27 protein-coding genes are annotated in these 23,585 nt (G+C 55.5%); 22 read left to right on the top strand and 5 right to left on the bottom strand.

Annotated elements, in window-relative coordinates:
• The first annotated feature begins 110 nt into the window (after nucleotides 1–110).
• From QK300_RS02210 to QK300_RS02230, 5 genes are all read left to right on the top strand, one after another.
• Nucleotides 111–1,352, top strand: coding sequence for a flagellin (locus QK300_RS02210; RefSeq protein ID WP_281300184.1), 1,242 nt, complete (start codon nucleotides 111–113; stop codon nucleotides 1,350–1,352).
• Nucleotides 1,353–1,484: 132 nt separating this feature from the next.
• Nucleotides 1,485–1,895: a flagellar biosynthesis regulator FlaF gene (locus tag QK300_RS02215; RefSeq protein WP_281300183.1), complete on the top strand. Its 411-nt coding sequence runs from the start codon at nucleotides 1,485–1,487 to the stop codon at nucleotides 1,893–1,895.
• Nucleotides 1,885–2,442, top strand: coding sequence for a flagellar biosynthesis repressor FlbT (locus QK300_RS02220; RefSeq protein WP_281300182.1), 558 nt, complete (start codon nucleotides 1,885–1,887; stop codon nucleotides 2,440–2,442). The genes QK300_RS02215 and QK300_RS02220 overlap by 11 nt, the downstream gene beginning before the upstream one ends.
• Entirely contained in the window at nucleotides 2,387–2,755 is a 369-nt protein-coding gene (locus tag QK300_RS02225; protein ID WP_281300181.1) for a hypothetical protein, read from the top strand. The genes QK300_RS02220 and QK300_RS02225 overlap by 56 nt, the downstream gene beginning before the upstream one ends.
• 2 nt (nucleotides 2,756–2,757) lie before the next feature.
• Nucleotides 2,758–3,564, top strand: coding sequence for a DUF1217 domain-containing protein (locus QK300_RS02230; protein WP_281300180.1), 807 nt, complete (start codon nucleotides 2,758–2,760; stop codon nucleotides 3,562–3,564).
• Between the two features lie 24 nt (nucleotides 3,565–3,588).
• Here QK300_RS02230 and fliI read toward each other — a convergent pair whose 3' ends face one another.
• Complete coding sequence (fliI, locus tag QK300_RS02235) at nucleotides 3,589–5,067, bottom strand: flagellar protein export ATPase FliI (protein ID WP_281300179.1); 1,479 nt, start codon at nucleotides 5,065–5,067, stop codon at nucleotides 3,589–3,591.
• A gap of 158 nt (nucleotides 5,068–5,225) precedes the next feature.
• On the opposite strand from fliI, the gene QK300_RS02240 reads away from it, so the two are divergent.
• The 7 genes from QK300_RS02240 (at nucleotide 5,226) to flhB (ending at nucleotide 10,752) form a co-directional block, all read left to right on the top strand.
• On the top strand, nucleotides 5,226–5,627 hold the full coding sequence (locus QK300_RS02240) for a flagellar basal body protein (protein WP_042083027.1): 402 nt from the start codon (nucleotides 5,226–5,228) through the stop codon (nucleotides 5,625–5,627).
• A 63-nt stretch (nucleotides 5,628–5,690) separates the two neighbouring features.
• Nucleotides 5,691–6,107: a flagellar basal body rod protein FlgC gene (gene flgC, locus QK300_RS02245; RefSeq protein ID WP_042083024.1), complete on the top strand. Its 417-nt coding sequence runs from the start codon at nucleotides 5,691–5,693 to the stop codon at nucleotides 6,105–6,107.
• Between the two features lie 45 nt (nucleotides 6,108–6,152).
• Nucleotides 6,153–6,476, top strand: coding sequence for a flagellar hook-basal body complex protein FliE (locus tag QK300_RS02250; protein WP_281300178.1), 324 nt, complete (start codon nucleotides 6,153–6,155; stop codon nucleotides 6,474–6,476).
• A gap of 38 nt (nucleotides 6,477–6,514) precedes the next feature.
• The gene (locus QK300_RS02255; protein ID WP_042083020.1) at nucleotides 6,515–6,781 is read left to right on the top strand and encodes a flagellar biosynthetic protein FliQ; all 267 of its coding nucleotides are present in this window, start codon (nucleotides 6,515–6,517) and stop codon (nucleotides 6,779–6,781) included.
• A 16-nt stretch (nucleotides 6,782–6,797) separates the two neighbouring features.
• Entirely contained in the window at nucleotides 6,798–8,861 is a 2,064-nt protein-coding gene (flhA, locus tag QK300_RS02260; RefSeq protein ID WP_281300177.1) for a flagellar biosynthesis protein FlhA, read from the top strand.
• Between the two features lie 18 nt (nucleotides 8,862–8,879).
• Entirely contained in the window at nucleotides 8,880–9,644 is a 765-nt protein-coding gene (locus QK300_RS02265; protein WP_281300176.1) for a flagellar biosynthetic protein FliR, read from the top strand.
• 10 nt (nucleotides 9,645–9,654) lie between these two features.
• A complete protein-coding gene (gene flhB, locus QK300_RS02270; protein WP_281320806.1) occupies nucleotides 9,655–10,752 on the top strand; it encodes a flagellar biosynthesis protein FlhB in 1,098 nt (365 codons plus the stop codon).
• A 9-nt stretch (nucleotides 10,753–10,761) separates the two neighbouring features.
• On the opposite strand, the gene QK300_RS02275 is transcribed toward flhB, so the two are convergent.
• The 4 genes from QK300_RS02275 to QK300_RS02290 are packed head-to-tail and all read right to left on the bottom strand — an operon-like array spanning nucleotide 10,762 to nucleotide 13,621.
• Nucleotides 10,762–11,532 (bottom strand): hypothetical protein, encoded by a 771-nt coding sequence (locus QK300_RS02275; protein WP_281300174.1) that lies wholly within the window; start codon nucleotides 11,530–11,532, stop codon nucleotides 10,762–10,764.
• A 1-nt stretch (nucleotide 11,533) separates the two neighbouring features.
• On the bottom strand, nucleotides 11,534–12,016 hold the full coding sequence (locus QK300_RS02280) for a hypothetical protein (protein ID WP_281300173.1): 483 nt from the start codon (nucleotides 12,014–12,016) through the stop codon (nucleotides 11,534–11,536).
• Nucleotides 12,013–13,062 (bottom strand): FliM/FliN family flagellar motor switch protein, encoded by a 1,050-nt coding sequence (locus QK300_RS02285; RefSeq protein WP_281300172.1) that lies wholly within the window; start codon nucleotides 13,060–13,062, stop codon nucleotides 12,013–12,015. The genes QK300_RS02280 and QK300_RS02285 overlap by 4 nt, the downstream gene beginning before the upstream one ends.
• Nucleotides 13,063–13,084: 22 nt before the next feature.
• A complete protein-coding gene (locus QK300_RS02290) occupies nucleotides 13,085–13,621 on the bottom strand; it encodes a flagellar basal body-associated FliL family protein (protein WP_281300171.1) in 537 nt (178 codons plus the stop codon).
• A 135-nt stretch (nucleotides 13,622–13,756) separates the two neighbouring features.
• On the opposite strand from QK300_RS02290, the gene fliF reads away from it, so the two are divergent.
• The 10 genes from fliF to QK300_RS02340 all read left to right on the top strand — a co-directional run bounded on the left by fliF (nucleotide 13,757) and on the right by QK300_RS02340 (nucleotide 23,577).
• Nucleotides 13,757–15,463, top strand: coding sequence for a flagellar basal-body MS-ring/collar protein FliF (gene fliF, locus QK300_RS02295; protein ID WP_281300170.1), 1,707 nt, complete (start codon nucleotides 13,757–13,759; stop codon nucleotides 15,461–15,463).
• Nucleotides 15,463–16,143, top strand: a complete 681-nt coding sequence (locus tag QK300_RS02300) for a hypothetical protein (RefSeq protein WP_281300169.1) — start codon at nucleotides 15,463–15,465, stop codon at nucleotides 16,141–16,143. Before fliF ends, QK300_RS02300 begins: the two co-directional genes overlap by 1 nt.
• A gap of 209 nt (nucleotides 16,144–16,352) precedes the next feature.
• Complete coding sequence (gene fliN, locus QK300_RS13590; RefSeq protein WP_042083124.1) at nucleotides 16,353–16,625, top strand: flagellar motor switch protein FliN; 273 nt, start codon at nucleotides 16,353–16,355, stop codon at nucleotides 16,623–16,625.
• 17 nt (nucleotides 16,626–16,642) lie between these two features.
• Nucleotides 16,643–17,554 carry a flagellar type III secretion system pore protein FliP gene (locus QK300_RS02310; protein WP_281300167.1) on the top strand — a complete coding sequence of 304 codons (912 nt, stop codon included), beginning with the start codon at nucleotides 16,643–16,645 and terminating at the stop codon, nucleotides 17,552–17,554.
• 20 nt (nucleotides 17,555–17,574) lie between these two features.
• A complete protein-coding gene (locus QK300_RS02315) occupies nucleotides 17,575–18,606 on the top strand; it encodes a flagellar motor switch protein FliG (RefSeq protein WP_042083122.1) in 1,032 nt (343 codons plus the stop codon).
• A gap of 62 nt (nucleotides 18,607–18,668) precedes the next feature.
• Nucleotides 18,669–19,334, top strand: coding sequence for a DUF938 domain-containing protein (locus QK300_RS02320; protein WP_281300166.1), 666 nt, complete (start codon nucleotides 18,669–18,671; stop codon nucleotides 19,332–19,334).
• Between the two features lie 95 nt (nucleotides 19,335–19,429).
• Nucleotides 19,430–20,500, top strand: coding sequence for a radical SAM/SPASM domain-containing protein (locus QK300_RS02325; RefSeq protein ID WP_281300165.1), 1,071 nt, complete (start codon nucleotides 19,430–19,432; stop codon nucleotides 20,498–20,500).
• The gene (locus QK300_RS02330) at nucleotides 20,490–21,752 is read left to right on the top strand and encodes a nucleoside transporter C-terminal domain-containing protein (RefSeq protein WP_281300164.1); all 1,263 of its coding nucleotides are present in this window, start codon (nucleotides 20,490–20,492) and stop codon (nucleotides 21,750–21,752) included. Before QK300_RS02325 ends, QK300_RS02330 begins: the two co-directional genes overlap by 11 nt.
• 184 nt (nucleotides 21,753–21,936) lie before the next feature.
• Complete coding sequence (locus QK300_RS02335) at nucleotides 21,937–22,443, top strand: sigma-70 family RNA polymerase sigma factor (RefSeq protein WP_281300163.1); 507 nt, start codon at nucleotides 21,937–21,939, stop codon at nucleotides 22,441–22,443.
• Nucleotides 22,444–22,455: 12 nt separating this feature from the next.
• Nucleotides 22,456–23,577 carry a FecR domain-containing protein gene (locus tag QK300_RS02340; RefSeq protein WP_281300162.1) on the top strand — a complete coding sequence of 374 codons (1,122 nt, stop codon included), beginning with the start codon at nucleotides 22,456–22,458 and terminating at the stop codon, nucleotides 23,575–23,577.
• Nucleotides 23,578–23,585: the final 8 nt, after the last annotated feature.

Consider the following 23,585-nt stretch of genomic DNA (forward strand, 5'->3'; position numbering starts at 1 on the left):
GCCTTAATCGGCCTCTGTCACAGTGATGGTGCAGAGGGATAGAACCCTGTTCCTCATGCCCCAGCGTCAGAAGGCGCCCGTGTCAACCTGAGAAAACGGGAACTTGTAAAATGGCTGGTATTTTAACCAATGTGCAGGCGCAGGTCGCCTTGCAAACCCTTCGTTCGGCAACCAATAGCCTGAATGAAACCCAGGATCGGATTTCCACCGGACTTGAAGTGCGGACAGCGAAAGACAATCCGTCTTTCTTCCTCGTCTCACAGCAGGTGCGGGGCGATAATGCCGTGCTCAATGGTTTGCGAGATAACCTCACCCTGTCGGTGAATGCGGCAAAAACAGCGACCAATGGCATCACGTCCATTTTCAGCACGATCAACGAAATCCAGCAGGCGCTGACCACCGCTGATTCCGGTCAGGCCCTGAACGAGCTTCAGTTCACCATCAATAATCTGGTGGGCGAAGTGGAAGGCACGATCAATGCCACCTCTTTCAACGGCATTAATCTCCTTGCGGGGAACAATACCCAGACTGTGACCACCACGGTGACCCGCGACGGCGGTAATTTCAATATCTCGACCTTTACCCTCGTCGAACAAAATCTTGGTGATATCTCCCGCTTTGATGCCACGGCAGCGGGTGGTGTGCTCACCCTTGAGCGCGCTTTCGCATCCTTTGCTCCGGGTGTTCTGGATCAGATCGATGGGGCTAATCCCACAGGGCTGGGCGGTAATGGACAGATCGATTTCGTGGCCGGTGGCGACGATGATCTGGCGGCCGTAGCCTCTGGCATCGCAACGGAAATCACGGTCAATGCCGATGTCGGTGCGGCCATCAATAATGCTTTGGTGCAATTTGGTCAGGCAGCTATTGCTGCCAATGGCGATGGCACCTTTACATTTGATGGTGCGGCTGCAGTGGTTCTTGATTTCGATGGCGGTGGTGTCAATGATGTCAACACGCTTGCGGAATTCGTCAATACGGTTGTTGTGGGGGATACGGCCCTGCGTCAGGCGGTTGCGGAATCCGGCTTCACCGGTGCTTTGCGGACCATTGCGGTGAATGGAGCCAATGGCAATGTGCAGGCAGGTCTTGTGGTGGCCGATGCGTTGATCGGTCAGGTCAATCTGGCTTCATCCACTTTGGGGACATTCGAGCGGACCTTGGAAAATCGTCAGAATTTCCTCGATAATCTCTCCGATTCTCTGGAGCAGGGCGTCGCCTCTTTGGTTGAAGCGAACCTGGATGAAGAATCCACCCGCTTGCAGGCCTTCCAGGTGCAGCAGCAGTTGGCCATTCAGGCCCTTGGGATCGCCAATCAAAATCCTCAAAACATCCTGTCGCTCTTCCGATAGGACGTGTCTCCCGGCTTTTGGTCGGGAAACGGGATCGTTACGGGACGCTGTCATGGCGTCCCGTTCTTCCCGGCGCTGCGAGGCTTATGGATCGCCTGCGCGCCCTTGTAGAAAAGCAAGGAGATTGGATCGATGTTGGCATCGGCTGTGGGCGGCGCATCCGCCTATAAACAAACCATCAGGGAAACGGAAAATCCTCGTTCCATCGAACGCCGGGTGTTCAAATCCGTGACGGCCTCTCTTGAAAAGCTGGCCCATGAAAAGCCGCCCTTCAAACCCGATATCATGCGCGCCCGCAATGATGCTTTGGCGCGCAATTCGCAATTATGGGGCGTGGTTTTATTTGAAGTTTCAGATCAGGAGAATGCCCTGCCCATGGCTTTGCGCGCTCAATTGATCAATATGGCGCTTTATGTGGATCGCACCACCCCGGATGTGGTGGCGGGCAAACGGCCTATGGGTAGCCTGATCGATCTCAACCAATCCATCATTCGCGGGCTTGAGGGCATTGCATCGGGCGATGGAGGCGGGCATGGCGCTTAGATTGCGGCTGAAGCCCTTTGAAAAAGTGATCATCAATGGCTGTGTCGTCACCAATGGGAACCGGCGCAATACCATTACTTTGTCGAATTTTGGCCATGTCATCAAAAGCAAGGACATCATGCAGCCGGAAGGCGCGAAAAGTCTTTATGGCCGCTTTTATTTTCAGGTCCAAACGCAATTGATCGAAGCGCAAAAAGGCGATGTTCATATCGACGAGATCAACAAGATCGCTTCGCAGCTTTATCTGGCGGCAACATCCCATGAAGAACGTACAGCCCTGATGCGGGCGCTCGATTTTGTTCATGCCGGTGATTTTTACAAGGCCCTGTCGCATATCCGCGCCCTGATGCGCCGTGAAGCCCCCGATTGCCTGCCATCCGGGGTGGCTGATGATCACGCGCCCGATGAAAGCCCCGAGGGCGAGGGGACAGCGCCCAGGCAAGGGCAGAAGCCCCGCAGTATTTTTACCTATAGCGTTGAGGAGGAAGACCATGGCGTCAGTTCCCCCGATCGGATCTGGAACCGTTCAACAGCCCACCACCCTTGAAACGGCTGCCGATAACAGGGCATCTGTGGCGCAAACTCAAGGCCGCTCGGATACGCTGGAGGCAAAAGCCATCGCCCGCGCCGCCCTGGCCGATGAGGTGCGCGATAAGCAGCAGAACCGCGAAGCGTTTCGCATCCGCTTTCGCGATAAAACCCGGCTGGTGACCGAAGTGCTCGATTCCCAAACCGGCAATGTTCTCTATGAAATTCCCCCCGGCTTGCGCCCTTTGGAGCCGTTTATGGTGACCCTTGATGATCTGTTGGAAGGGGAGCCGGTGCTTGAGGATATTCCCTCGATCCGTGAGGAGCGCTGATCATGACCAGCAGCTTTGCCCAGTTTTCACTGGTGGATCGCACCTTCAATAAGCAGGTGGAGACGATGGCTTCGCGGGGGGAAAACCGCCGCGAGATTGAATATTTCGTGAACAATATTGCCAATGTGGAAAGCGCCGAAGATCTGGTGAAGGATAGCCGTCTTTTGCGCTTTTCCCTGACCGCCTTTGGCCTTGAAAGCCAGTTTTTTGCCAAAGCTCTGGTGCAGCAGGTTCTGGAAAGCAATCTGGATGATCCCCGATCCCTGGCCCGGCGGATGACGGATCGGCGCTTTCGCGATTTTGCCGCTGCCTTTAATTTTGGCGGCCCCGGCGCGCCTAAAAATGCCGGTCTCGATTTTACCAAAGCGGTTGTTCAGCAGTTTTTATCGGTGAAGGTGGAAGAAGATCAGGGCAAGCAGAATGAAGCCGTGCAGCTTGCCCTGTTTTTCCAAAGACAGGCGCCGCGCATCAAATCCTTTTTCGATATTTTTGCCGATCGCGCTTTATCCGAAGTGTTTCGCGTGGCTTTGCGTTTGCCCCAGCAGGTTTTTTCGCAGGATCTTGATCGTTTGGCGGTCAAGCTTGAAAGCCGGTTTGATCTGGAAAAACTGCAAGATCCGGTTGAGGTGGAAAAATTTATCAAACGCTTCACGATCCTGCATGATCTGGAAAATGGCGGTGCGGGCGGTCTTTCCGGGGTTGCTGCGGACCGCCTCAGCCTGTTCAGGCCTTTGTCCTTGCCTTCATCGGGGCAGAATAATCTGCTGTCCATCCCCCCCATCACGGTGCGTGGGCCGTTCGTCTTTTAATGTTCAGCCCGATGATCAAAGGTTTCAGGAGTCCATCACCTTAGGCCGATGATCAGCGGCCATGGCAAGAGGGCCGCTTTCATCAGGGCCTAAAACAGTGCCCGTTCGCACCTCGCTTTTTTGATCGTCTTTGCGCCATTTGGATTGATCCTGCCCCCCATCATGATGATGGGGTGGGGGATCGCTAAATTCGATGATCGCGGCCAGTGTTTCAAAGGCTTCCATCTGATTGACATGGTCATGGGTGGATTGGCGGCAGAAATCTTCAAGCCTGGGATAATAGGCGATGGCCTGATCCACATCGGGATCAGAGCCCTGCTTATAGGCGCCCAAACGGATCAGGTCTTCGCGTTCTTCATAGATGGCCATCCATTTGCGCGCCGCCCGATAGACTGCGTTTTCCCAATCATTATGGCAATCGGGCAGCATTCTCGACAGGCTGCGCAATAGATCAATGGCCGGAAAACGGCCTTTTTCCGCGAGCTTTCGCGATAGCACCATATGGCCATCCAGAATGCCGCGCACGGCATCGGATATCGGCTCATTATGATCATCCCCATCCACCAGCACGGTGAAAATTCCGGTCACATCGCCTTGGCGGTTGATGCCCGGTCCGGCGCGCTCCAAAAGCCTGGGTAATTCTGAAAAGACCGAAGGGGGATAGCCCTTAGCGGTGGGTGGTTCCCCTGCGGCCAGGCCGATTTCACGCTGGGCCATGGCAAAGCGGGTGACGCTATCCATCACACATAAAACCTGTCGGCCGCGCTTGCGCTGATCTTCGGCCAAAGCCAAAGTGAGATAGCTGGCCTGCTTGCGCATCAAGGGGCTTTCATCGGATGTGGCCGCCACGATGATCGATTTTTCAAGGCCGGCCCGGCCCAAGCCATTGATGAATTCACGCACCTCGCGGCCCCGTTCGCCGATCAGCCCGATCACATTCACCGTGCTTTCGGAATGGCGCAAAAGCATCGATAAAAGGGTGGATTTGCCGACCCCCGAGCCTGCGAAAATTCCCATTCTCTGGCCCCGGCAAAGGGGGGTGAACAGATCGATGACCTTGATCCCGGTCTGGATTTTGCCCCCCACCGGGCGCCGGCTCATGGCATTGGGGGGGGTGTTGCGCAAAGGCAGAACAAATTCGCCCTGCGGCAGGGGGCCAAGGCCATCGATGGGCTGCCCCAAAGCATTCACTACCCGCCCCAGCCAGCCATCATGGGGCCTGACGCTGAAATAGGCCCCATCAAACATCACCTTGCAGCCATGGCTGATGCCATCCATATCCTGAAGCGGCATGACAATTGATTGGCCATCGCGAAAACCGATGACCTCGGCCTGAAGTTGGGTGCCATCGCGACGCATGATCTGGCAGATATCACCCACCGCCAGGCGGGTTTCCAGCCCTTCCACCAAAAGGGTGCGCCCCGCCGTTGCGGTGACCGAGCCCTGCCAGCGCGGGCCGGGCATGGCGCGCAATTCCAGTGTTAATTCATCAAATATTTTCATCAAAATATCCGCTTATGGATGCCTTTGCCTCAGCATAGGTTCGCCCCGTCAAAGAGACGTAAAAGATAAAATTGTTCCCTTTAAATCGTGTTTAAGTCAGCGCGTGCATGGTTTTGTGAGCCAAATCAGGAATTGATTCTGTTACCGGAGCCTTTCAGATGCTGCTTGATGGAATAGAAGTCGTCCGCATGGCGCAGATGCGGCTTTCATATTTAAGCGAACGCCACAAGCTGGTGGCCAGCAATGTGGCCAATGCCGATACGCCCAATTTCCAGACCAAGGATTTAAAACCCTTCGATCAGGTGATCGATAAGGCGTTCGGGATGGCCATGACCACGGCCCGCACCCATGCCGATCATCTGGGGCCATTGGCCGGTGAACAGCGCTTTGCCCTTGATCGCAAGGCCGATGGCTGGGAACGGGCCCCGGCGGGCAATAGTGTTGTTTTGGAACAGGAAATGATGAAAGCCTCGCAGATTTCCGGGGCCTATGACCTGACCAGCCTGATTATGGGCAAAACCGGCGATATGATGCGCACCGCCCTGAGCTTCAGGGCCTGATGGCGATGATCCCTGATCGCACAATCGCAAACCCCCCGCAGATGAATAGTCAGGAGCCGCGCTATGGATGCCCTTGAAGCTGTGATGAAAATTGCATCCCACGGGCTGCAGGCCCAAAGCCTGCGCCTGCGGGTGGTGGCAGAAAATATCGCCAATGCCAATTCCACGGCCAGCGTTCCGGGGGGTGATCCCTTTCGGCGGAAAACCGTGGTATTTGATCAGATCATGGATCGCGCCACCGGCGCAGAGCTGGTGACCATCAAAAATATTGGTGTGGATCGCTCCGATTTTCTGGAAGTCCATGATCCCGGCCATCCTTCAGCCGGGGCCGATGGCATGGTTTTGATGCCGAATGTAAAGCCTTTGATCGAAATGACCGATATGCGTGAAGCCTCCCGCAGCTATCAGGCCAATCTCAATGTCATCGAACAGGCGCGTTCAATGGTGATGAGCACGGTGGACCTTTTGCGCCGCGCCTGATCCTCATTTTTTCATATCCCCCACAAGCTTGGAAGAATTTCAGCCATGGCGATCACTTTTCTCCCCGTCGAACATGTAGCTCAGGCCTATAACACCGCCCAATCCATGGGCCTTGATGGCCCCGGTGCGGCATTCTTCACCGATCAGAACGGTGTCAGCTTTGAAGATTTCATGAAAGCCGGGGTCGAGACCGCGATCAATCGCGTGCGCGGCTCGGAAGCGGTCACCGAAGCGGCCCTGCGCGGTAAAGCCAGCGTGCAGGAGGTGGTGCAATCGGTGATGGCCGCCGATATGACCGTGCAATCGGTGATCGCGGTGCGTGATCGGCTGGTCAGCGCCTATCAGGAAATCCTCAGAATGCCGATCTAGGCAATGCTGGGCAATGCCGGGTCGGATGGTGGCGTGCCATGAATGAAGCCGATGTGATCACGGTGATCCGTGAAGGTTTATGGACCGGGCTTGTGGTGGGTGGCCCTTCTTTGGCAGCGGCTTTGCTTTCGGGCCTTTTGATCGCATTTTTCCAGGCGCTGACCCAAATTCAGGAAATCACCCTCACCTTCGTTCCCAAGATTTTCGCCATCTTCTTTGCGGTGCTGATCAGCCTGCCGTTTATGTATCAGGCCATGGCCCGCTATGCCGAACTTCTGGTGGATATGATGATCCGGGGCTATTGATAACAGGATAAATCGCATGGCAAGCCTTGCTCTGCCCCATGGCGCCAAACGCCATCAGGATCTGATTTTTGCCATTGGTGTGCTGGGCATTCTGGCGGTTTTGTTTCTGCCGATGCCCGCCTGGGCGCTGGATGCCGGATTATCGGCCTCTATGGCTTTGGCATTTCTGATCCTTTTGGTGGCTTTGTGGATCGAAAAGCCCCTTGATTTTTCAAGTTTTCCGGTGATTTTGCTGGTCGCCACGATGTTTCGTCTGGCCCTTAATATTGCGTCCACCCGGCTCATTCTGGCCGAAGGTCATACCGGCCCCGATGCGGCGGGCGGGGTGATCCAGGGGCTATCGCATTTCATCATATCGGGCAATTTTGTGATTGGCCTCATTGTGTTTGCGATTTTGGTGGTGGTCAATTTCGTGGTCATCACCAAAGGGGCGACCCGCATTGCCGAGGTGGGGGCGCGCTTTACCCTTGATGCCATTCCGGGCAAGCAGATGGCCATTGATGCCGATCTTTCGGCGGGGCTGATCGATGATAAAACAGCCAGAACCCGGCGCAAGCAGCTTGAAGATGAAAGCTCGTTTTTCGGATCGATGGATGGCGCATCGAAATTCGTGCGGGGCGATGCCATTGCCGGTTTGATCATCACCGCGATCAATATCATCGGGGGTATGATCATCGGGGTGGTGCAGATGGATTTGGCTGCCGGTGAGGCGGCGGCGTCTTATACCATCCTCACTGTGGGCGATGGGTTGGCAAGCCAGGTGCCGGCTTTGGTGGTCTCATTGGCGGCGGGGCTTTTGGTGGCCAAAGGGTCCAATACCGGCAGCGCCCATGTGAGCGTGGTGGCGCAATTGGGCGGCTATCCCAAGGCTTTGATGCTGTTGGCGGGTTTGATGGTGGTTTTTGGTTTGATGCCGGGCCTGCCCGCGCTGCCTTTTCTGATTTTGGGCAGCTTATCAGGTACAGCGGGCTGGCTGGTGCATAAAGGGGTTTTGAAAACCCGCGCCGAAGAAGATGAAAAAACCGCCAGTGCGGCTCTGCCGGATAAAGAGCAGAGCGCCGAACAATCCTTGAAGATCGAGGATATAGAGGTACAGGTGGGCGGGCAATTGGTGCCCCTGATCGCGGCCCCCGATAAAGGGCTTCCCCCCAAGGTGAAATCCTTGCGGATGCGCTTTGCCCGGGAATTCGGTTTTTTGCTGCCCCCGGTCAGAATCCGTGATGATGCCTATGTCGATGCCAATGCCTATGTCATTTTGGTGCAGGATATCGAAGTGGCGCGCGGCCATGTGATGATGGGCCGCAAGCTGGTGATCAATCCCAGCGGCGGCGATGTGGATGTGCCGGGCGAAGCGACGAAAGAGCCCACATTCGGCCTACCTGCGAAATGGGTGGATGATGCAACAGCCGAACTGGCGGAAGCCCGCGCCTATACGGTGGTGGATACGGAAAGCGTGATCATCACCCATCTGGCAGAAGTTTTGAAAGGGCAGTTGCATCATCTGCTGACGTTTGCCGCCTATCAGCGCTTGCTGGATAATCTTGATCCCGATTATGAAAAGCTGCTGGGCGATATCGTGCCATCGCAGCTTTCATCCACGGCCATCCAGCGGGTGCTGCAAGCGCTTCTGTCCGAGCGTTTATCGGTGCGCAATCTGCCGCTGATTTTGGAAGGCATATCCGAAGCCATCGGCTGGACCCGCAATGTCACCCTGATCACCGAGCATGTGCGCGCGCGGCTTTCGGCGCAGATTTCCGCCACTTTGAAGGGGGCCGATGGGTTCATTGCGGTGATTTCCTTGTCATCGAAATGGGAACAGGCCTTTTTGGAGCATATCCGCCGCGAAGGCGAAGATCGCTCTTTTGCCATGCCGCCTTCTTTGGTCACCGAATTCGTGACGCAGGCGCGCTCGAAAATTCAAACCCATGCCAGCGCCCATTGCTGGCCCGCTCTTTTGGTGGGGGCCGAAGCCCGGCCCTTTGTGCGCTCGCTTCTGGAACGGGTCAGCCCCACCACGCCGATTTTGTCGCATGCCGAGCTTGATCCGAAAACGCCGGTTAAAACTCTGGATCAGATATAGTTTTACGAGGGGCAAAAAATGACATTGGAAGCCCTTCTCAGCCGTGAGATTTATATCCTGCTTTTGATTTTCGCGCGAACCGGAACGGCCTTCATGTTCATCCCCGGCTATGGGGAATCTTTTGTTGCCGCCCGGATACGGCTTTTATTGGCGCTGGTTTTCAGTTGGGCTTTGATGCCCCTGCTCAGCCATGGGGAGCCTGATCTTCCCGATGCGCCTTTTATATTGTTTCAGGCTCTGTTTTTTGAAATTTCCATCGGGGCCTTTCTGGGATTGGCGGGGCGGATGTTCATCACCGCACTGGTCACGGCGGGGCAGATGATTTCCCAGATGATTGGTTTGTCGAATATTTTTGTGATGCCCAATGTTTCGATGCAGCTTGGTTCGGTTGTGGGGGCCTTTCTGATGCTTTCGGGGCTGGTTTTCATTTTTGCATCGGGCCTTCATCTTTTGAGCATCGATGCTTTGGCGCGCAGCTATATCGGTCTGCCGATGGGGCGTATTCCCGATATGGATTGGATTTCGCAAAATTTTGTAGCCGTTGTGGCCCACAGCTTTCGATTGGCAGTTGAACTGGCTTCGCCCTTTCTGGTTTTGGGGTTCATTTATTATCTGGGCCTTGGCCTTGTGAACAAGGCGATGCAGCAGCTTCCGGTGTTTTTCGTTTCGATCCCGGCGGCGATTGCCGGGGGGCTTTTCATCCTCATTCTATCTGTTTCGGCGATGTTGACCCTGTTTCGCGACAGCTATGCCGATTGGCTGATGCGCCTGACGGTTTTGTAGAGGGGCGATGATGGCAGCCGATGATCAGGATAAATCGCAAAAAACCGAAGAGCCAACAGAGAAAAAGCTGGATGAGGCCCGCAAGAAAGGCAATTTGCCGGTCTCGCGGGAAGTGGCGAATGCCATGTCGATACTGGCGGCGCTCATCATGCTGGCTTTTTATGGGGCTGAGTTCACATCGGGGATTTCCAACAGCATTTCGCCCCTGATCATGCAATCCCATGCGATTGATGTGCAATCCGCCCAAGGGGATTTGCGGGCTTTGGCTTTGCAGATCCTTTATGGCCTGTTTGCACCCTTGGCGGTGATTGCCGCTTTTTTCGTGGCGGCGGCCTTTTTATCGGGCTGGATGCAGAATTCGATCATGCTGGCGGTGGATCGGATCACCCCAAAAACCGAGCGGGTCTCGCCCATTGCCGGGTTCAAGCGGCTATTTTCGCTTTCATCTGTGGTGGAATTCATCAAAAGCCTGGTGAAGGTGCTGGCGGTGGGTTTGGTGGTGGGGATTTTGATCTACCAGCAATTGGGTGGCATCGAGCAGGCCACCGGCTATGGCATTGATGAATTATCGCGACTTTTGAGCGCTTTATCGGTGCAATTGCTGTTTTTTGTGATGCTGGTTTATGTGGTGATCGCCATTCTTGATGTTTTGTGGCGGCGCTTTGATTGGCGGCGACAATTGCGCATGTCGCGACAGGAAATCAAGGACGAGCACAAGCAGATGGAAGGCGATCCCCAGATCAAGGCGAAGCTTCGGGAAATTCGCCGATCAAGGGTGAAACGGCGGATGATGGCCGAGGTGCCCAAAGCATCCGTGGTGATCATGAACCCAACCCATTATGCCATTGCCCTGCGCTATGAACGGGGGCAGACGCCCGCACCCCTGTGCCTGGCAAAGGGGGTGGATGAACTGGCCCTGAAAATCCGCAGTGTTGCCAAAGAGGCAGGGGTGCCTGTGGTGGATAATCCTACCCTTGCCCGGGCTTTATATCCCCTGGTGGAGATCGATCATTATATCCCCACCGAATTTTATAAGATGATTGCCCAGATTTTGACCGTGGTGATGAAAGAAGATCGCCGCGCCTATAATAAGAAAAAGAAGGGCTGATCACCCGCTTCAGCCGTTATTTGATGCAAAGGCCGCTTTGCGATCAGCAAACAGACGCATGACAAGGCGGGCTTTTTGCACATCCATGCGCGCCAGAATGGGGGCGCCGATGCGTTCGGGCATGCGCTCGATCACCGCTGCCACCACCCGTTCATCCATCTCGTTCAGGATTTCCGCCGCTTCTTTGGGTTTCATATTCTGATAAAGATTGGTCATGCGGGTGAGATCGGCTTCTTCGGTTTGCTGTAGGCGATCAAGCAATTGGCTTGTTTTCTGGTGCAGATCCTGCAGCTTTTGAAAATCAGCGGCCACAGCCCTGCGGCTGGCTTCCACAAGGGCCCGGGCATCGGCCAGATCGGCTTCCTGGCGGGCCAGATCGGCTTCGCGCTCGCGGATCAGGGCCAAAGCCCGGCTTGGCACGCGCTCGGCTCGGGCCGAGGTGAAAGCATCGGTCATGTAAAAGAGTTCGGTCAGTTCAGAGATATTGTCGTCGTTCTGGGGTGTGGGAGCGCGATTATCGCGAACGCTTTTGGCCAATGGCTCAGGCGACGATAAGGGCGATTGTGCATTTTTCGGCAATAAATTACGCGCCCAGGGGCGATCATGCTGACCAAAGGCATTATAGGGCTTGGTCGTCTCATCATCCGTCTGTGGCTGGGCGGCGGCCGTTGTTTTCGCCGCTTCGTCATTGTCCGGGGCCAGTTGATAGGCTTGGGCCATCGCGGCCATCGATAAAACGGCGATGCTGATGGGCATGATCCGAAATGAAAAAACCGCCATATCAGCGCTCCCCGCTTGCAGGATCAAAAGGATTTGCCCCTTTTATGGGTTCGATTCTGGCTTGGGCCAATGGCCATAAAACCTTTTTGAAACCCGGTTGATGACCGCAAGATTGCGTTGGAGAAGGGGGTGAAGCTTGCGACGAAGGCGGGGGGGCATCCGGCGCTTTGGCCGGGGTGGAAAAAGCGGGGGCAGGGGCCCGGTGCTGATGCGCCCGATCAAGGGTGAGCGAAAGACGGCTATTGATTTTTTCGGCTTCAAACACGCCTTCATCCAGCACTGTGGCGATATGCTCGCCAGCGGCTTTCATATCTGCCAGCAGCGATTGCGAGCGATCCACCTGCGCCCCAAAATCCTTGAACAGGCTTTCCATATCGCGCAGCGCTGTGCGCATCTCGCTGATTTTTTTATTCAGCCGGATGGAATAAAGGGCCGACGCCAGCAAGGCGACAATCACAAGGATATTGATGAGCATCCCATTCATGCATTTTGCTCCTCAGAAGCATCAAAGATATTCTTTTCGATCTTGATGGCGATCTGGCCTTTGCTTTGGCCGATATGCCCCGATAAAAGGCGCATATCCCCGGATAAAAGATCGGCACTGCCATCCGCGCTTTTGTTCAATTCGATGAAGGTTCCGGCTTTCCAGCCCAAGGCGGTGGCCAGCGGGATTTCCATTTCGGCCAAAACACCATCCAAACGGATTTCCGTGCGCTGCAATTGATCGCGGAAATGCTTTTTCCAGCCATTGTCGCGGCCAAAGCTTTCCCCCATGAACATCTGCAACAATAAGGTGCGCACCGGTTCCAGCATGGAATAGGGCATCACCAGATCCACGAAACCATGGCGATTTTCAATCTCGATGGCAAAACGGGCATGGATCGAAGCGCTTGTGGAGCGCGCGATCATCGCCAATTGCGGGTTGGTTTCCAGCCGATCCACATTGAAGGCGATATCTGAAACCGGGGTGAAGGCCTCGCTCAAAGCCCCGCTGAACACCGTCATCAGCCGGGTGACCAGCCTGCGTTCAACTGATGTCAGCGTGCGCACCTCCAAAGTATCGCTATCGAGCATCTCGCGCCCGCCCAGCAGGATTTCAACCGCCGTATAAACCAGCCTGTGATCCATCACGGCCACGCATTTATCTTCCCATTCCACGGCATTCAGGATGGAAACAAGGCAGGGCAAAGGCACCTGTTCGATAAAATCGCCAAAGCGGATGGCCGAGACCTGATCGATGCTGACTTCCAGATTGGCTGACATCAATTGCCGCAGCTTTTCGCCGAACAGACGCACAAATCGATCAAACACCACATCGAGCATGGGCAGGCGTTCATAATTGACGATGGTGGAATTGGCGATTTTCTGCATCACTGTTTCAGGGGTATCAAAGCTCGTGGCGTGATCGCTCATCAGGCGGTCGATATCGCTTTGATCCAGTTCGTTTTTGGAAAGATCAACATCAACGGCAGCGGCAAAAGCCTGACCCAAAGTGCCTTGCTGATCGTCGGTTTGCGGCTCATTTGCCATTCATCCACCCCTTCATGATGGTTTACTGCACCAAAAGATCTGTAATCAGCACCTGCTCGATGATCTCATCACCCAATAACAGATTGATCCGGCGCAAGGATTCAGAGCGCATCCGGTAAAGCCCGGCGCTGCCATAGGTATCGCGGGCCCCCAGTTCGCGGAAAAATTCCAGCATCATATCCATGATCAGGGGTTCGGCGGCCTCGACCCGGCCCACCATCAGCGCCGGTGTTTTCAAAACGATCCGGGCTTTGATCACCACCGGCCCGGATGGCCCGCTGCCATTGACCAGAAGATCGGGCAGATGCACATAAGCGGGGGGCCGCTCCCTGATTTCCGGGCCAAAGGATGCACGGATCGCGATCATCGTCTCGCCCGCAAGGCTCATGGCCCGATCCGGCCCCACGGCTGCCATCAGGCCGATCAGGCCCGCCAAGGGCAGCCCCAAAAGGCCAGCCAAAGCCAGACCAAGATGCCTGCGGGCTGATGAGCGAAGATGCGGACGCCATCTTTTCTTTGGCTCATCAATTTCATCGTCTTCTTCAATTTTGTTTGGCATTTTAATTAAAAAAGCTCTTTTATGCATTTCTACCAAGTGTTCGTGAGTGATTATTAGCATCACATCTTTGAACTGAGTTTAAACAGGCTGTCGTAGCTTCGGGGCATTCGGACAGACAACAAAGGTAGAAATCTTGTGACCAAGCTGCTTGCCTCTCTTCGGGCAATGGATCGCAATCGCCTGATCGTTATGGGCCTTGCGGGTGCAACGCTCCTTGTGGTTTTGATTGTTATGATCGCGCAATTGGCCAAGCCGCCGATGGCGCTTCTCTATTCGGGGCTTGATCTGGCCGAGGCGGGCAAGGTCAGCCGTTCCCTTGAGCAGATGGGCATATCCGTCGATGTGCGGGATGGCGGCACAACCCTTTTCGTGCCGCAGCCCAGCGTGGCCCGGGCGCGCATGGCTCTGGCTGAAGAAGGCCTGCCCAGCAATGGGGCAATGGGCTATGAGCTGTTTGATCAGCAGGGCTCTTTAGGGCTGACGAGCTTCATGCAGCAGATCAACCGCTTGCGCGCGCTGGAGGGGGAATTGGCCCGCACGATCACCGCTTTGCGCGATGTGGATGCGGCGCGGGTGCATCTGGTTTTGCCGGATCGCGATGCCTTTACCCGCGAACAGATCACCCCTTCGGCTTCGGTGGTGGTGCGGATGCGGGGTAATTTTGCGCTGGAAAAGGCGCAGGCCAGTGCCATTCAATCGCTGGTATCAGCCTCGGTGCCGCGCCTTCATTCATCGGCTGTGACGGTGATGGATAGCCGGGGCAACAAGATTTTTGCCAATGATGGATCGGATATGGCCGGGGCGGCCACCGGCATGAAAGCCGAGGCCGAACTGGCTTTGATCCGATCCGTTGAATCTTTGCTCACCCCGCGTTTGGGGGCGCAAAATGTGCGGGTTCAGGCGGCGGTTGAATTTGCCCGCAATCGCAGCCGCCTGCGTGAACAAACTTTTGATCCCTCGGGAACGGCGGTGCGTTCCACGCAATCGGTTGAAGAAGCCGAAACCAATCGTGAGGGCAGCAATGAACAACCCGTGACCGTGGAACAGAATCTGCCGCAGGTGGTGGTGGGGGGCGAAAATGCCGCCAGCGATCTCAATAACAGCGAGCGCAGCGAACAGGTCACGAATTACGAAATTTCCTCGCGCGTGTTTGAACAAAGCACGGAACCCGGCGGTATCAGCCGGCAATCGGTGGGGGTGCTGGTGAATGGCATCTATCAAACCGATGAGGCCGGCAATCAGGTTTATGTGCCGCGCTCGGCTGAGGAACTGGCACGCATTGAAAATCTTGTGAAATCGGCCATCGGCTTTGATGCCAGCCGTGGCGATCAGGTGACGGTCGAAAATCTGGAATTCATCGATATTGCCAGCGCGGCCTTCCCGCCGCAGGGGTCTGCTTTGATGGCTTTCGTTCAATCCAATCTGATGAGCATTCTGCGCTATCTGGTTTTATTGGTGGCGATTGCTTTGGTCAGCATTTTTGGCTTGCGGCCCTTGATCGCATCCTTGGCCAATCGCGATGGCAAAAACGAAAACAGGCTGGCCATTGCAGGCGCGCAGGGGCGATCATCAGAGCAGGGCGGGGATGGCGATCTGGCGTTGGAGGCGGGCGCGGATGGTGAACAGGCCCGGCTCGATGGCCCCGATGATGCGGCGGCAAGCGGGGCACGGGCCCTGCCCAAACCCAGTGTGGATGAACGTCTTGATCAAATGCTGGAGGTGCGCGCGGTTGAAGGAAAAGTGCGGGCAAGCTCCCTGCGCAAGCTGGGCGATATCGTGGAAGACAATCCCGATGAAGTGGTGGCGATCTTGCGGAGCTGGATTTATGAGGATGCCGCCTGATGCATCGCCCCTTCGCCTTTCATCGTGATTTCGATCAGGAAGAGGCCGCCCCCCCAAAGGAACCGGCAGTCGATCCGGAATTGATCTTGCGCCATAGCGATGCCGATCTTGAGGCCGCGCAGCTAAAGGCCCGCGAAGACGGCCATCAGGCAGGCTATGCCGCCGGGCAAAAAGCTGCCAGCGAAGCCATTGCGGCCAAACGCGATGCCCTGATTTTAGAAGCACTGGACCATATCAGCGATCAGATGCCCGATGCCCGCGAAGCTCTTGATCACATTCTGGCTGATATTGAGCAGCAGGCCACCCGCACTCTTTTGGCCCTGTTGCAAAAGCTGGCGCATCGTTTGACCGAGGATAATGCCCTTATCGTTGCGCAAAATCTGGTGCGCCAGGCCCTTTATCAGCATGGCGATGCCCCCAGCCTGATGATCGAGGCCGGTCGCCTTTTGGCCGATCCCCTCAATCGGTTGGTGCAGCAGGGCGATGGCACCATGAAAGCTCAGATGAATGGCCTGGTGGTGAAGCAAAATGATCATCTGAGCGATTTTGGCATCGCTATCACATGGGCACGGGGATCGGTGCGCCATGATCCACAAGAAACTCTGGACCGCATCGACAAAATGATCGGCACGATATCCGACCTGCGTTTGAAATCAGATCATGAAGAAGGAACATTCTGATGAATTTAAAAGATTTTGATGGCGAAGAGCCAGATCAAAAAGCAACCGGAAAAGGCGCGACACAAGCCAGCGACGAGGGTGTTATGGAAAAAGAGACATCGGCCGGAAAATCTACCGGAAAATCCTCGGCCAAACCGGCAGATAAACCGGTTGGCAAAAAAGCGGGTGAGGCCACTGCCGGCAATAGCGGGGGCGGCGATGGTGGGGTGATGGCCGATGAAAATGGCAAATACAGCCTTTCCGCCCTTTATAATGTGCCGGTCAATATCAAGGTGGTTTTGGGGTCGGCGGCGCTCACCGTTAATCAGCTTTTGAAGCTGGGGCGGGGTGCCGTGGTGGAAATTGATCGCAAGGTCGGGGAATCGGTGGATATCCACATCAATAACCATCTCGTGGCCCGGGGCGAAGTGGTGATCGTTGAAGATGATCGGCTGGGTGTCACCCTCACCGATATCGTCGATATGCGCATGACGCACAATTAAGATAAGGGCGAGGGGATATGCCGCAAAGCCGGAGAACCGCTTTTCATCTGGGCATTCTTTTGATGGCCGCCGCCTTCATGATCTGGCCGGGCATGGCGCTGGCCCAATCCATGAGCTTTGATCTGGGAACCGGCAGCGATGCCACCCTCACCGCCCGGTTGTTTCAGGTGATCTTGATGATCACTGTGCTTAGCCTTGCGCCGGGTATCCTGATCATGGTGACGAGTTTTGTCCGCATCGTGGTGGTGTTGTCGATCCTGCGCTCGGCCCTGGGGCTGCAACAGGCCCCCCCCAATATCGTCCTGGTCAGCCTTGCCCTTTTTCTCACAGCTTTCATCATGGCCCCCACCTTTGAGCGCGCCTGGAATGAAGGCATGCGGCCCATGATCAATGAAGATGTGACCATCGAACAAGGGGTGAGCAACATTATTGCCCCGGTGAAAAGCTTCATGCTGATGCAGGTGGGCAGCGGCGAACTGGCCTTTTTCGATGCACTGGCCGCACGCAGTTTCGGGGCCGTAAAGGATCCATCCGGCGATCCCCCATCCCCGCCCGCATCACCATCCATAGAAACATCCGGCCCGGGTGGCGGGGCGGCGGCAATGGACGGCAAAGATCTGCTGGCGATGATCGACCGGGCGGCCCAAATGGCGGATGGCTCGGCTGAAGGGGGGGCGGATGCGGTATCCTTGCGGATTTTGCTCCCGGCTTTTTTGATTTCTGAATTGCGGCGCGCTTTTGAAATCGGCTTTTTGATTTTCATGCCCTTCCTGATCATCGATCTGGTGGTGGCGGCCTTGTTGATGTCGATGGGGATGATGATGCTGCCGCCAGCCATCGTCGCCTTGCCCTTCAAGGTGATCTTTTTCGTTTTGATCAATGGCTGGCAATTATTGGCGGGCAGCCTTGTGCTGTCTTTTGCCGGCTGAGAATGGAAGGAACCGCGACCATGGCAGGACAATCGATCGTTCGGGATAATTATGTGGCTTTGACCGGCCCTGAAAAGGCATCGATCATGTTTCTGGCCTTGGGCGAGAAACGCGCCGCCCCATTGCTGGAGCGGCTTGATGAGGATGAAATCAGGATCGTCACCCGTGCCATGTCGGGTTTGGGGAATATCACGGCATCGGTTTTAGAAGATCTGATCAATCGCTTTACCGAACAATTCGCCAAGGGGGGTTCGGTGGTCGGCTCTTATGAAAGCACCGAACGGATGCTGAAGGCCTTTCTGCCCGATGACAAGGTGGGCGAGATCATGAATTATATTCGTGGCCCCGCCGGACGCACCACATGGGAAAAGCTATCGAGCGTGAATGAGCATTTATTGGCAAAATATCTCTCAGGCGAGCATCCCCAAACCGTGGCTGTGGTGCTGTCCAAGCTGAACCCCGATCATTCCGCCAAGATATTACCCCTTTTGCCACGCCATATCACCCGCTCGGCGATGCGCCGGATCGTCAAATTGCAATCGATCCCCCAAGAGGTGGTGGGCGATGTGGAAGAAGTTCTGCACAAGGAATTGATGCTCAATTATGCCTTGGCGGCAACCACCGACAGCCATGAACAACTGGCCGAGATTTTCAACCGCACCGATCCCAAATCCCTTGATGATTTTATCGAGGATTTCGAGCGCGACATGCCGGATTCCGCCGCCCTTGTGAAGCAATTGATGTTTACCTTCGACGATCTGGTGGAATTGGACCCGATGTCTTTGGGGGTGCTTATCCGCTCTTGCGATACGGATATGCTGGTTTATGCGCTGAAGGGATCGAAAGCCCCCATCCGCGATATGTTCATTGGCCAGATGTCGGAACGCGCCGGGGCTATTTTGCGCGATTCCATCGAAACCATGGGGCCGGTGCTGGCCCGGGATGTGGAGCAGGCCAAGAACAATATTTTGCAAAAGGCAAAAAATCTGGCCGAAGCCGGGGCGATCGTGATCCAGCGGGGCGATAACGCCAATAGTCAGGTGATCTATTAGGTCAGGTGATTTCCAGATCGGTTCGTGCTAGGGAAACGCTTTGTTTTGATCCGGGAAATATCGTGAGCCAGCCGCCGTCTGAACATCTTGCGCCTGATGCGAAGCGCCATGCGCCCGCAACCGAACGCAATCGCGAGGCCATTTTGCAGGTGCTTTATAAAGCTGTGCCGCAAGATGGCATGATTTTGGAAGTGGCATCGGGAACCGGCGAACATGCGGTTTATATGGCTCCAAAGCTGGCGCCAAGGCTGTGGCAGCCCAGCGATCTTGATGAAGATAATCTGCGCAGCATCAGGGCCTGGGCGATGGAGCAGCCATCAGCTTATCTGCGCGATCCGGTGCGGCTTGATGTGGCGGCCCCCGATTGGGCGCAGCCTTTTCTGGATGCCCGGCCACAGATCAGCGCCATCCTTGCCATCAATCTGGTGCATATCAGCCCATGGGCCTGTGCCGAGGGGCTGATGCGGGGCGCTGCGCAGCTTTTGCCGCCGGGCGGGCGGGTGATTTTATATGGCCCCTATAAAATCAAGGGTGTCCACACAGCGCCCAGCAATGAAAATTTCGATCAATGGCTAAAGGCGCAGGATGAGGCCTGGGGCGTGCGCGATCTGGAGGCCATAGCCGATCTGGCGCGATCCCACCATCTCATCCTGATCGATCAGATCGCCATGCCCGCCAATAATTATTCACTGATTTTTGAAAGATCGAGCGAAGCGCATCGGCTATAGGGGGGCGCTGTCTCTTTCCCCTTTGGGCAAAATATGTTTAATGAAGGGAACCGGTGGACTGCGACCAAAGATGATCTGAAAAACAAGGGTAGAGTGTGGAATCGATCTATTATGTTCTGAGCTGGGCCTGCCATCGCAAATGCAAGCATTGCTATGATGATCGCTTTCGCCCTTATGTGCGCGATGCTCTTGAATCTGTGGTGGTGGAAGGCGAACAGGCCTATGCTCGCATCATCGCCAATCTGCCCGACCGCATGACCTATCGCGATCTTGATGCCCGTAATGCAAAGGGCGAGCCCGAAGAAAAGATTGGCCGGATCGTTTTATCGGGGGGCGATGTGCTGGTCGATCCGGTGCGCACCCGCATTCTGTATCCGGCGATGGAGGCGATCACCCGCAAATATCGCGATCGGGGCGGCGTGCGGATCATCGTGCAGACCACGGGCGATCTGGTGACCCCGGACATCCTTGATGATCTGTTGGAACGCGGGATGTGGATGATTTCAATTTCCGGCATGGATGATTATCATGTGGGCCTTGAAGGTGATAAAAAACTGCCGCTTGTTGCTCATCTGAAAGATCTGTTTGCCCGGCGGGGGATCAGGAAATCGGGCTATCATGCCCCGGTGAAAGGCTGGGCGGACGAAGAGGGCCCGGTTTATGATATGTTTGGTGCGAATGGCGAAGAATGGATCGGCGCTTTATGGCCCCGGGGGCGGTCATGGCTGAATGGTCTGTCGAAAGCCACATTCAGCGATAATTTCTGCAATGGCTGGTCGGGGGGGTTGCATTTTCTTGATCATGGCCATGCCGGGTCTGAAGTCTCCATTGAGCCGAATGGCGATGTTTATCCCTGTTGCCTGAAATCGGCTTCACCCTTGGGCAATCTGCAACAGGAAGCCCTGGTGGATATTCTCGATAGCCTTGCCGGGCATCCGGCGTTCGAGGCCATCAATATGGGCCATCCCGAACGCATGGGCCTGTCATTTGGTTGGGATACCGAAACATTCTATGAAAAATCCATGCGCGAAACCCCGAAGGGGGAAATTCAGGGCCATTTATGTTTTGGCTGCGATGCTTTCCATCGCGAGGTTTTGAGCAAGGTCATTGCTGATCTCCGCGCGCAACGCCTGAGCGAAAAGGGCGTGCGCAGCTATGCTGGATAATGTTCTGGTTTCCATCCAGCCGGCTTTTGGTCTGGCGGTGCTGATTGGCATTGCCTGGCTTTTCAGCGAGGATCGGCGCGCTTTTTCATGGCGCTGGGTGGTGGGCGCGGTGCTTTTGCAGATCGTGCTGGCTTTTTTATTCCTGCGTGTGCCGATGTTATGGAAATTACTGGAAGCAGCCGGCGAAGGCGTGATGGTGCTGGAACAGGCGTCGCGCGCGGGCTCATCCTATATGTTTGGCTATCTGGGGGGCGCCCCTTTACCGTTCGAGGCAAAAGCCGGGGCATCAACCCTGATCATTGCCTTTGAAATTCTGCCGATCATTCTGGTCACAGCCGCCTTGTCGGCGCTTTTATGGCATTGGCGGATTTTGCCCGCCATCATTCGCGGATTGGGCTGGGCTTTGCAGCGCAGTTTGGGAATTGGTGGCGCAGTGGGGCTTGGCACGGCGGCCAATCTGTTCATGGGCGTGGTGGAAAGCCCACTGGTTTTGCGCGCTTATGTACGCACCATGGGGCGGGCGGAAATTTTCATGGTGATGGTGGCGGGGCTTGCCACCGTTTCGGGGGTTGTGCTGGTTTTATATGCCACCTTGATCGAACCCGTGGTGCCGGGTGCCACCGGCCATATCCTTACCGCTTCCCTGATTTCGTTGCCCGCAGCGCTGTTATTTGCGCGGCTGATGATCCCGGGTGACAGTGCCACCGGGGCGAAGGATTTTGATCAAACTGTGCGCTATGCCAGTTCCTTGGATGCTTTGGTGCGGGGCACCGAAGATGGGCTGAAGGTTTTTTTAAGCGTGATGGCCATGCTGATCGTGGTTTTCGCGCTGGTTTATCTGGCCAATGCCATTTTGGGTCTGGCCCCTGAAATCGGGGGGGCGCCGCTCAGCCTTGATCGGTTGTTCGGCTGGATTTTTGCGCCCATCGTGTTTTTATTCGGGGTGCCCTGGTCTGAAGCCGGGGTGGCCGGGCAATTGATGGGAACGAAGGCGGTTTTGAACGAGTTTATCGCCTATCAGGCCCTGTCGGAATTGCCAGCGGGGGCGTTATCCCCACGATCCTCGCTGATCATGGTTTATGCCATGTGCGGCTTTGCCAATCTGGCCAGCATCGGTCTTCAGGTCGCCACCTTTGCAACATTGGCCCCTGAAAGGCGGGCGGAAATCGCGGCTTTGGGGCCGAAGGCCTGGCTTGCGGGCAATCTGGCGACCGGGGCCACCGGGGCGATTGCCGGGCTTGTGCTGTTTTAAAATCGGGGTTTTTTAAATGTCCGGTACCCGAACCCGGCCTCTCAAACGTCTGTACTTGAACATTGAAGCTGACATCCCCTGCCGTGCCATTTTCATGGAACTCTGCTATGGTCTCAGCTTGGGGAGGGGCTATAAATTTGGGAGAGGGACGATTCCGCAGCTTTCCGATCAGGAGAATCCATTGTTGGCGGTTTTTCTGGAAAGGCGTGAGGCGCTCCATGCCATGGTGGCGGCGCGCCTGGGGGATCGTCAGGATGCCCGCGATATTTTGCATGATGCCTGGCTCAGGCTTTCTGCCATCAAACAGCCTAAGCGCGTCGATAATCCGTCGGCTTATGTGGTTCGCACGACGCAAAATGTGATGAAGGATCATATCCGCCGGGCCAATGTCAGCCGGCGGCATGTGCAAATGGCGGGGGATTTGCCAGCCGATATTCCTGCTGCGCAATCTTCGCCTGAAATCGATGCTTATCATCGCGCCCGCCTGCGCCAGATGCGGACCTTGCTTGGCGATTTGTCTCCCAAATGCCAAACCGCTTTTTTGCTCAGCCGTTGCGATGGATTGAGCTATCGCGATATTGGCGATCGCATGGGGATTTCCGACAATATGGTGAAAAAATATCTGGTCAAAGCTTTGGCGCATTTGCGGGCCCATATGCAGCCTGCCGGCGATCCGGCGGATCGGGCTTGAGGCGTTTTGAAAATGAATAACAAGATGATGGATCAGGAACAATCGCGCCACGAGAGAGCCGCCCATTGGTGCGTGATCATGCAATCGGGGGCGCCAACGGCGGCTGAAAAGAAAGGCTTTGCCGATTGGATCAATGAAAACCCGCTGCATTTGCAGGAATATAGGGCGGTTTTATCCTTATGGACAGAAGCGGCCGATTATGGCGCGGCCCTTGATCCCACCAGCGATGTGATCCGTTTATATCCTGCCCATAAAGGGGTGATCGCCAAAGACGCGGACGGGCGCGGGCGGCGGTTCTACGGCTTTTTCATGGCCATGAAGGGCGGGCGCATGGCGGCGGCTTTCGCCGTGATCATGCTGATGGCGTTGGCTTTTCTTTCCTTTCCGCCTTTGGGGGGCGGGGTGTTGGTTTCACAGATTGCGGATAATCTTTTCGGCCCGGCGGTGGAGCCATTCCAAACCCGTAAGGGCGAAAGCCGGACGATTGCCCTCGATGATGGTTCGGTGATCCAATTGAACACGCTGTCAAAGCTGGAAGTGCGCTTCAGCCCGCATGAGCGGACGATCATGATGCTCGAGGGTGAGGCCTATTTTGATGTGGCCAAAGATCCGCAAAGGCCCTTTGTGGTGCGGACTGATAAGGCCAGCGTGCAGGCAGTGGGGACCGAATTCAATGTCCGCTTGCGTCCCGATGATCTGGCCGTCACGGTTGTGGAGGGAAAGGTGATGCTGCGCCAGATCAAAGCCGATGATGCCAAACAAACTAAAGCATGGGAAACCAGCCTGAGCCGGAACGAGCAGGCCGTTCTGAGCCGCTTTGATGGCGGCGCGGATAACGATCCCCTGATCCGCAGATCGGATGATGTGCCATTGGAAAAAGTGGTGTCATGGCGGCAGAACAAGCTGATTTTTGAGGCCGCGCGCCTTGGCGATGTGGTGGCGGATTTCAATCGCTATAACACGATGGAAATCATTCTGGCGGATGAGGATTTGGCCGATTTGTCGATCAGCGGGGTTTTTGATTCCCGCGATCCCGAAGCCTTTTCACATACGCTGGAAGCATTCGCACCGGTGGAAGCGCTGGTTTTCGGGCGATCCAGAATATTGATCAAAAACATCCAAGATAATATATAATATATCTC

The sequence above is a fragment of the Iodidimonas sp. MBR-22 genome (assembly GCF_029946565.1).
GTDB classification, from domain to species: Bacteria; Pseudomonadota; Alphaproteobacteria; order Sphingomonadales; family Rhodothalassiaceae; genus Iodidimonas; species Iodidimonas nitroreducens.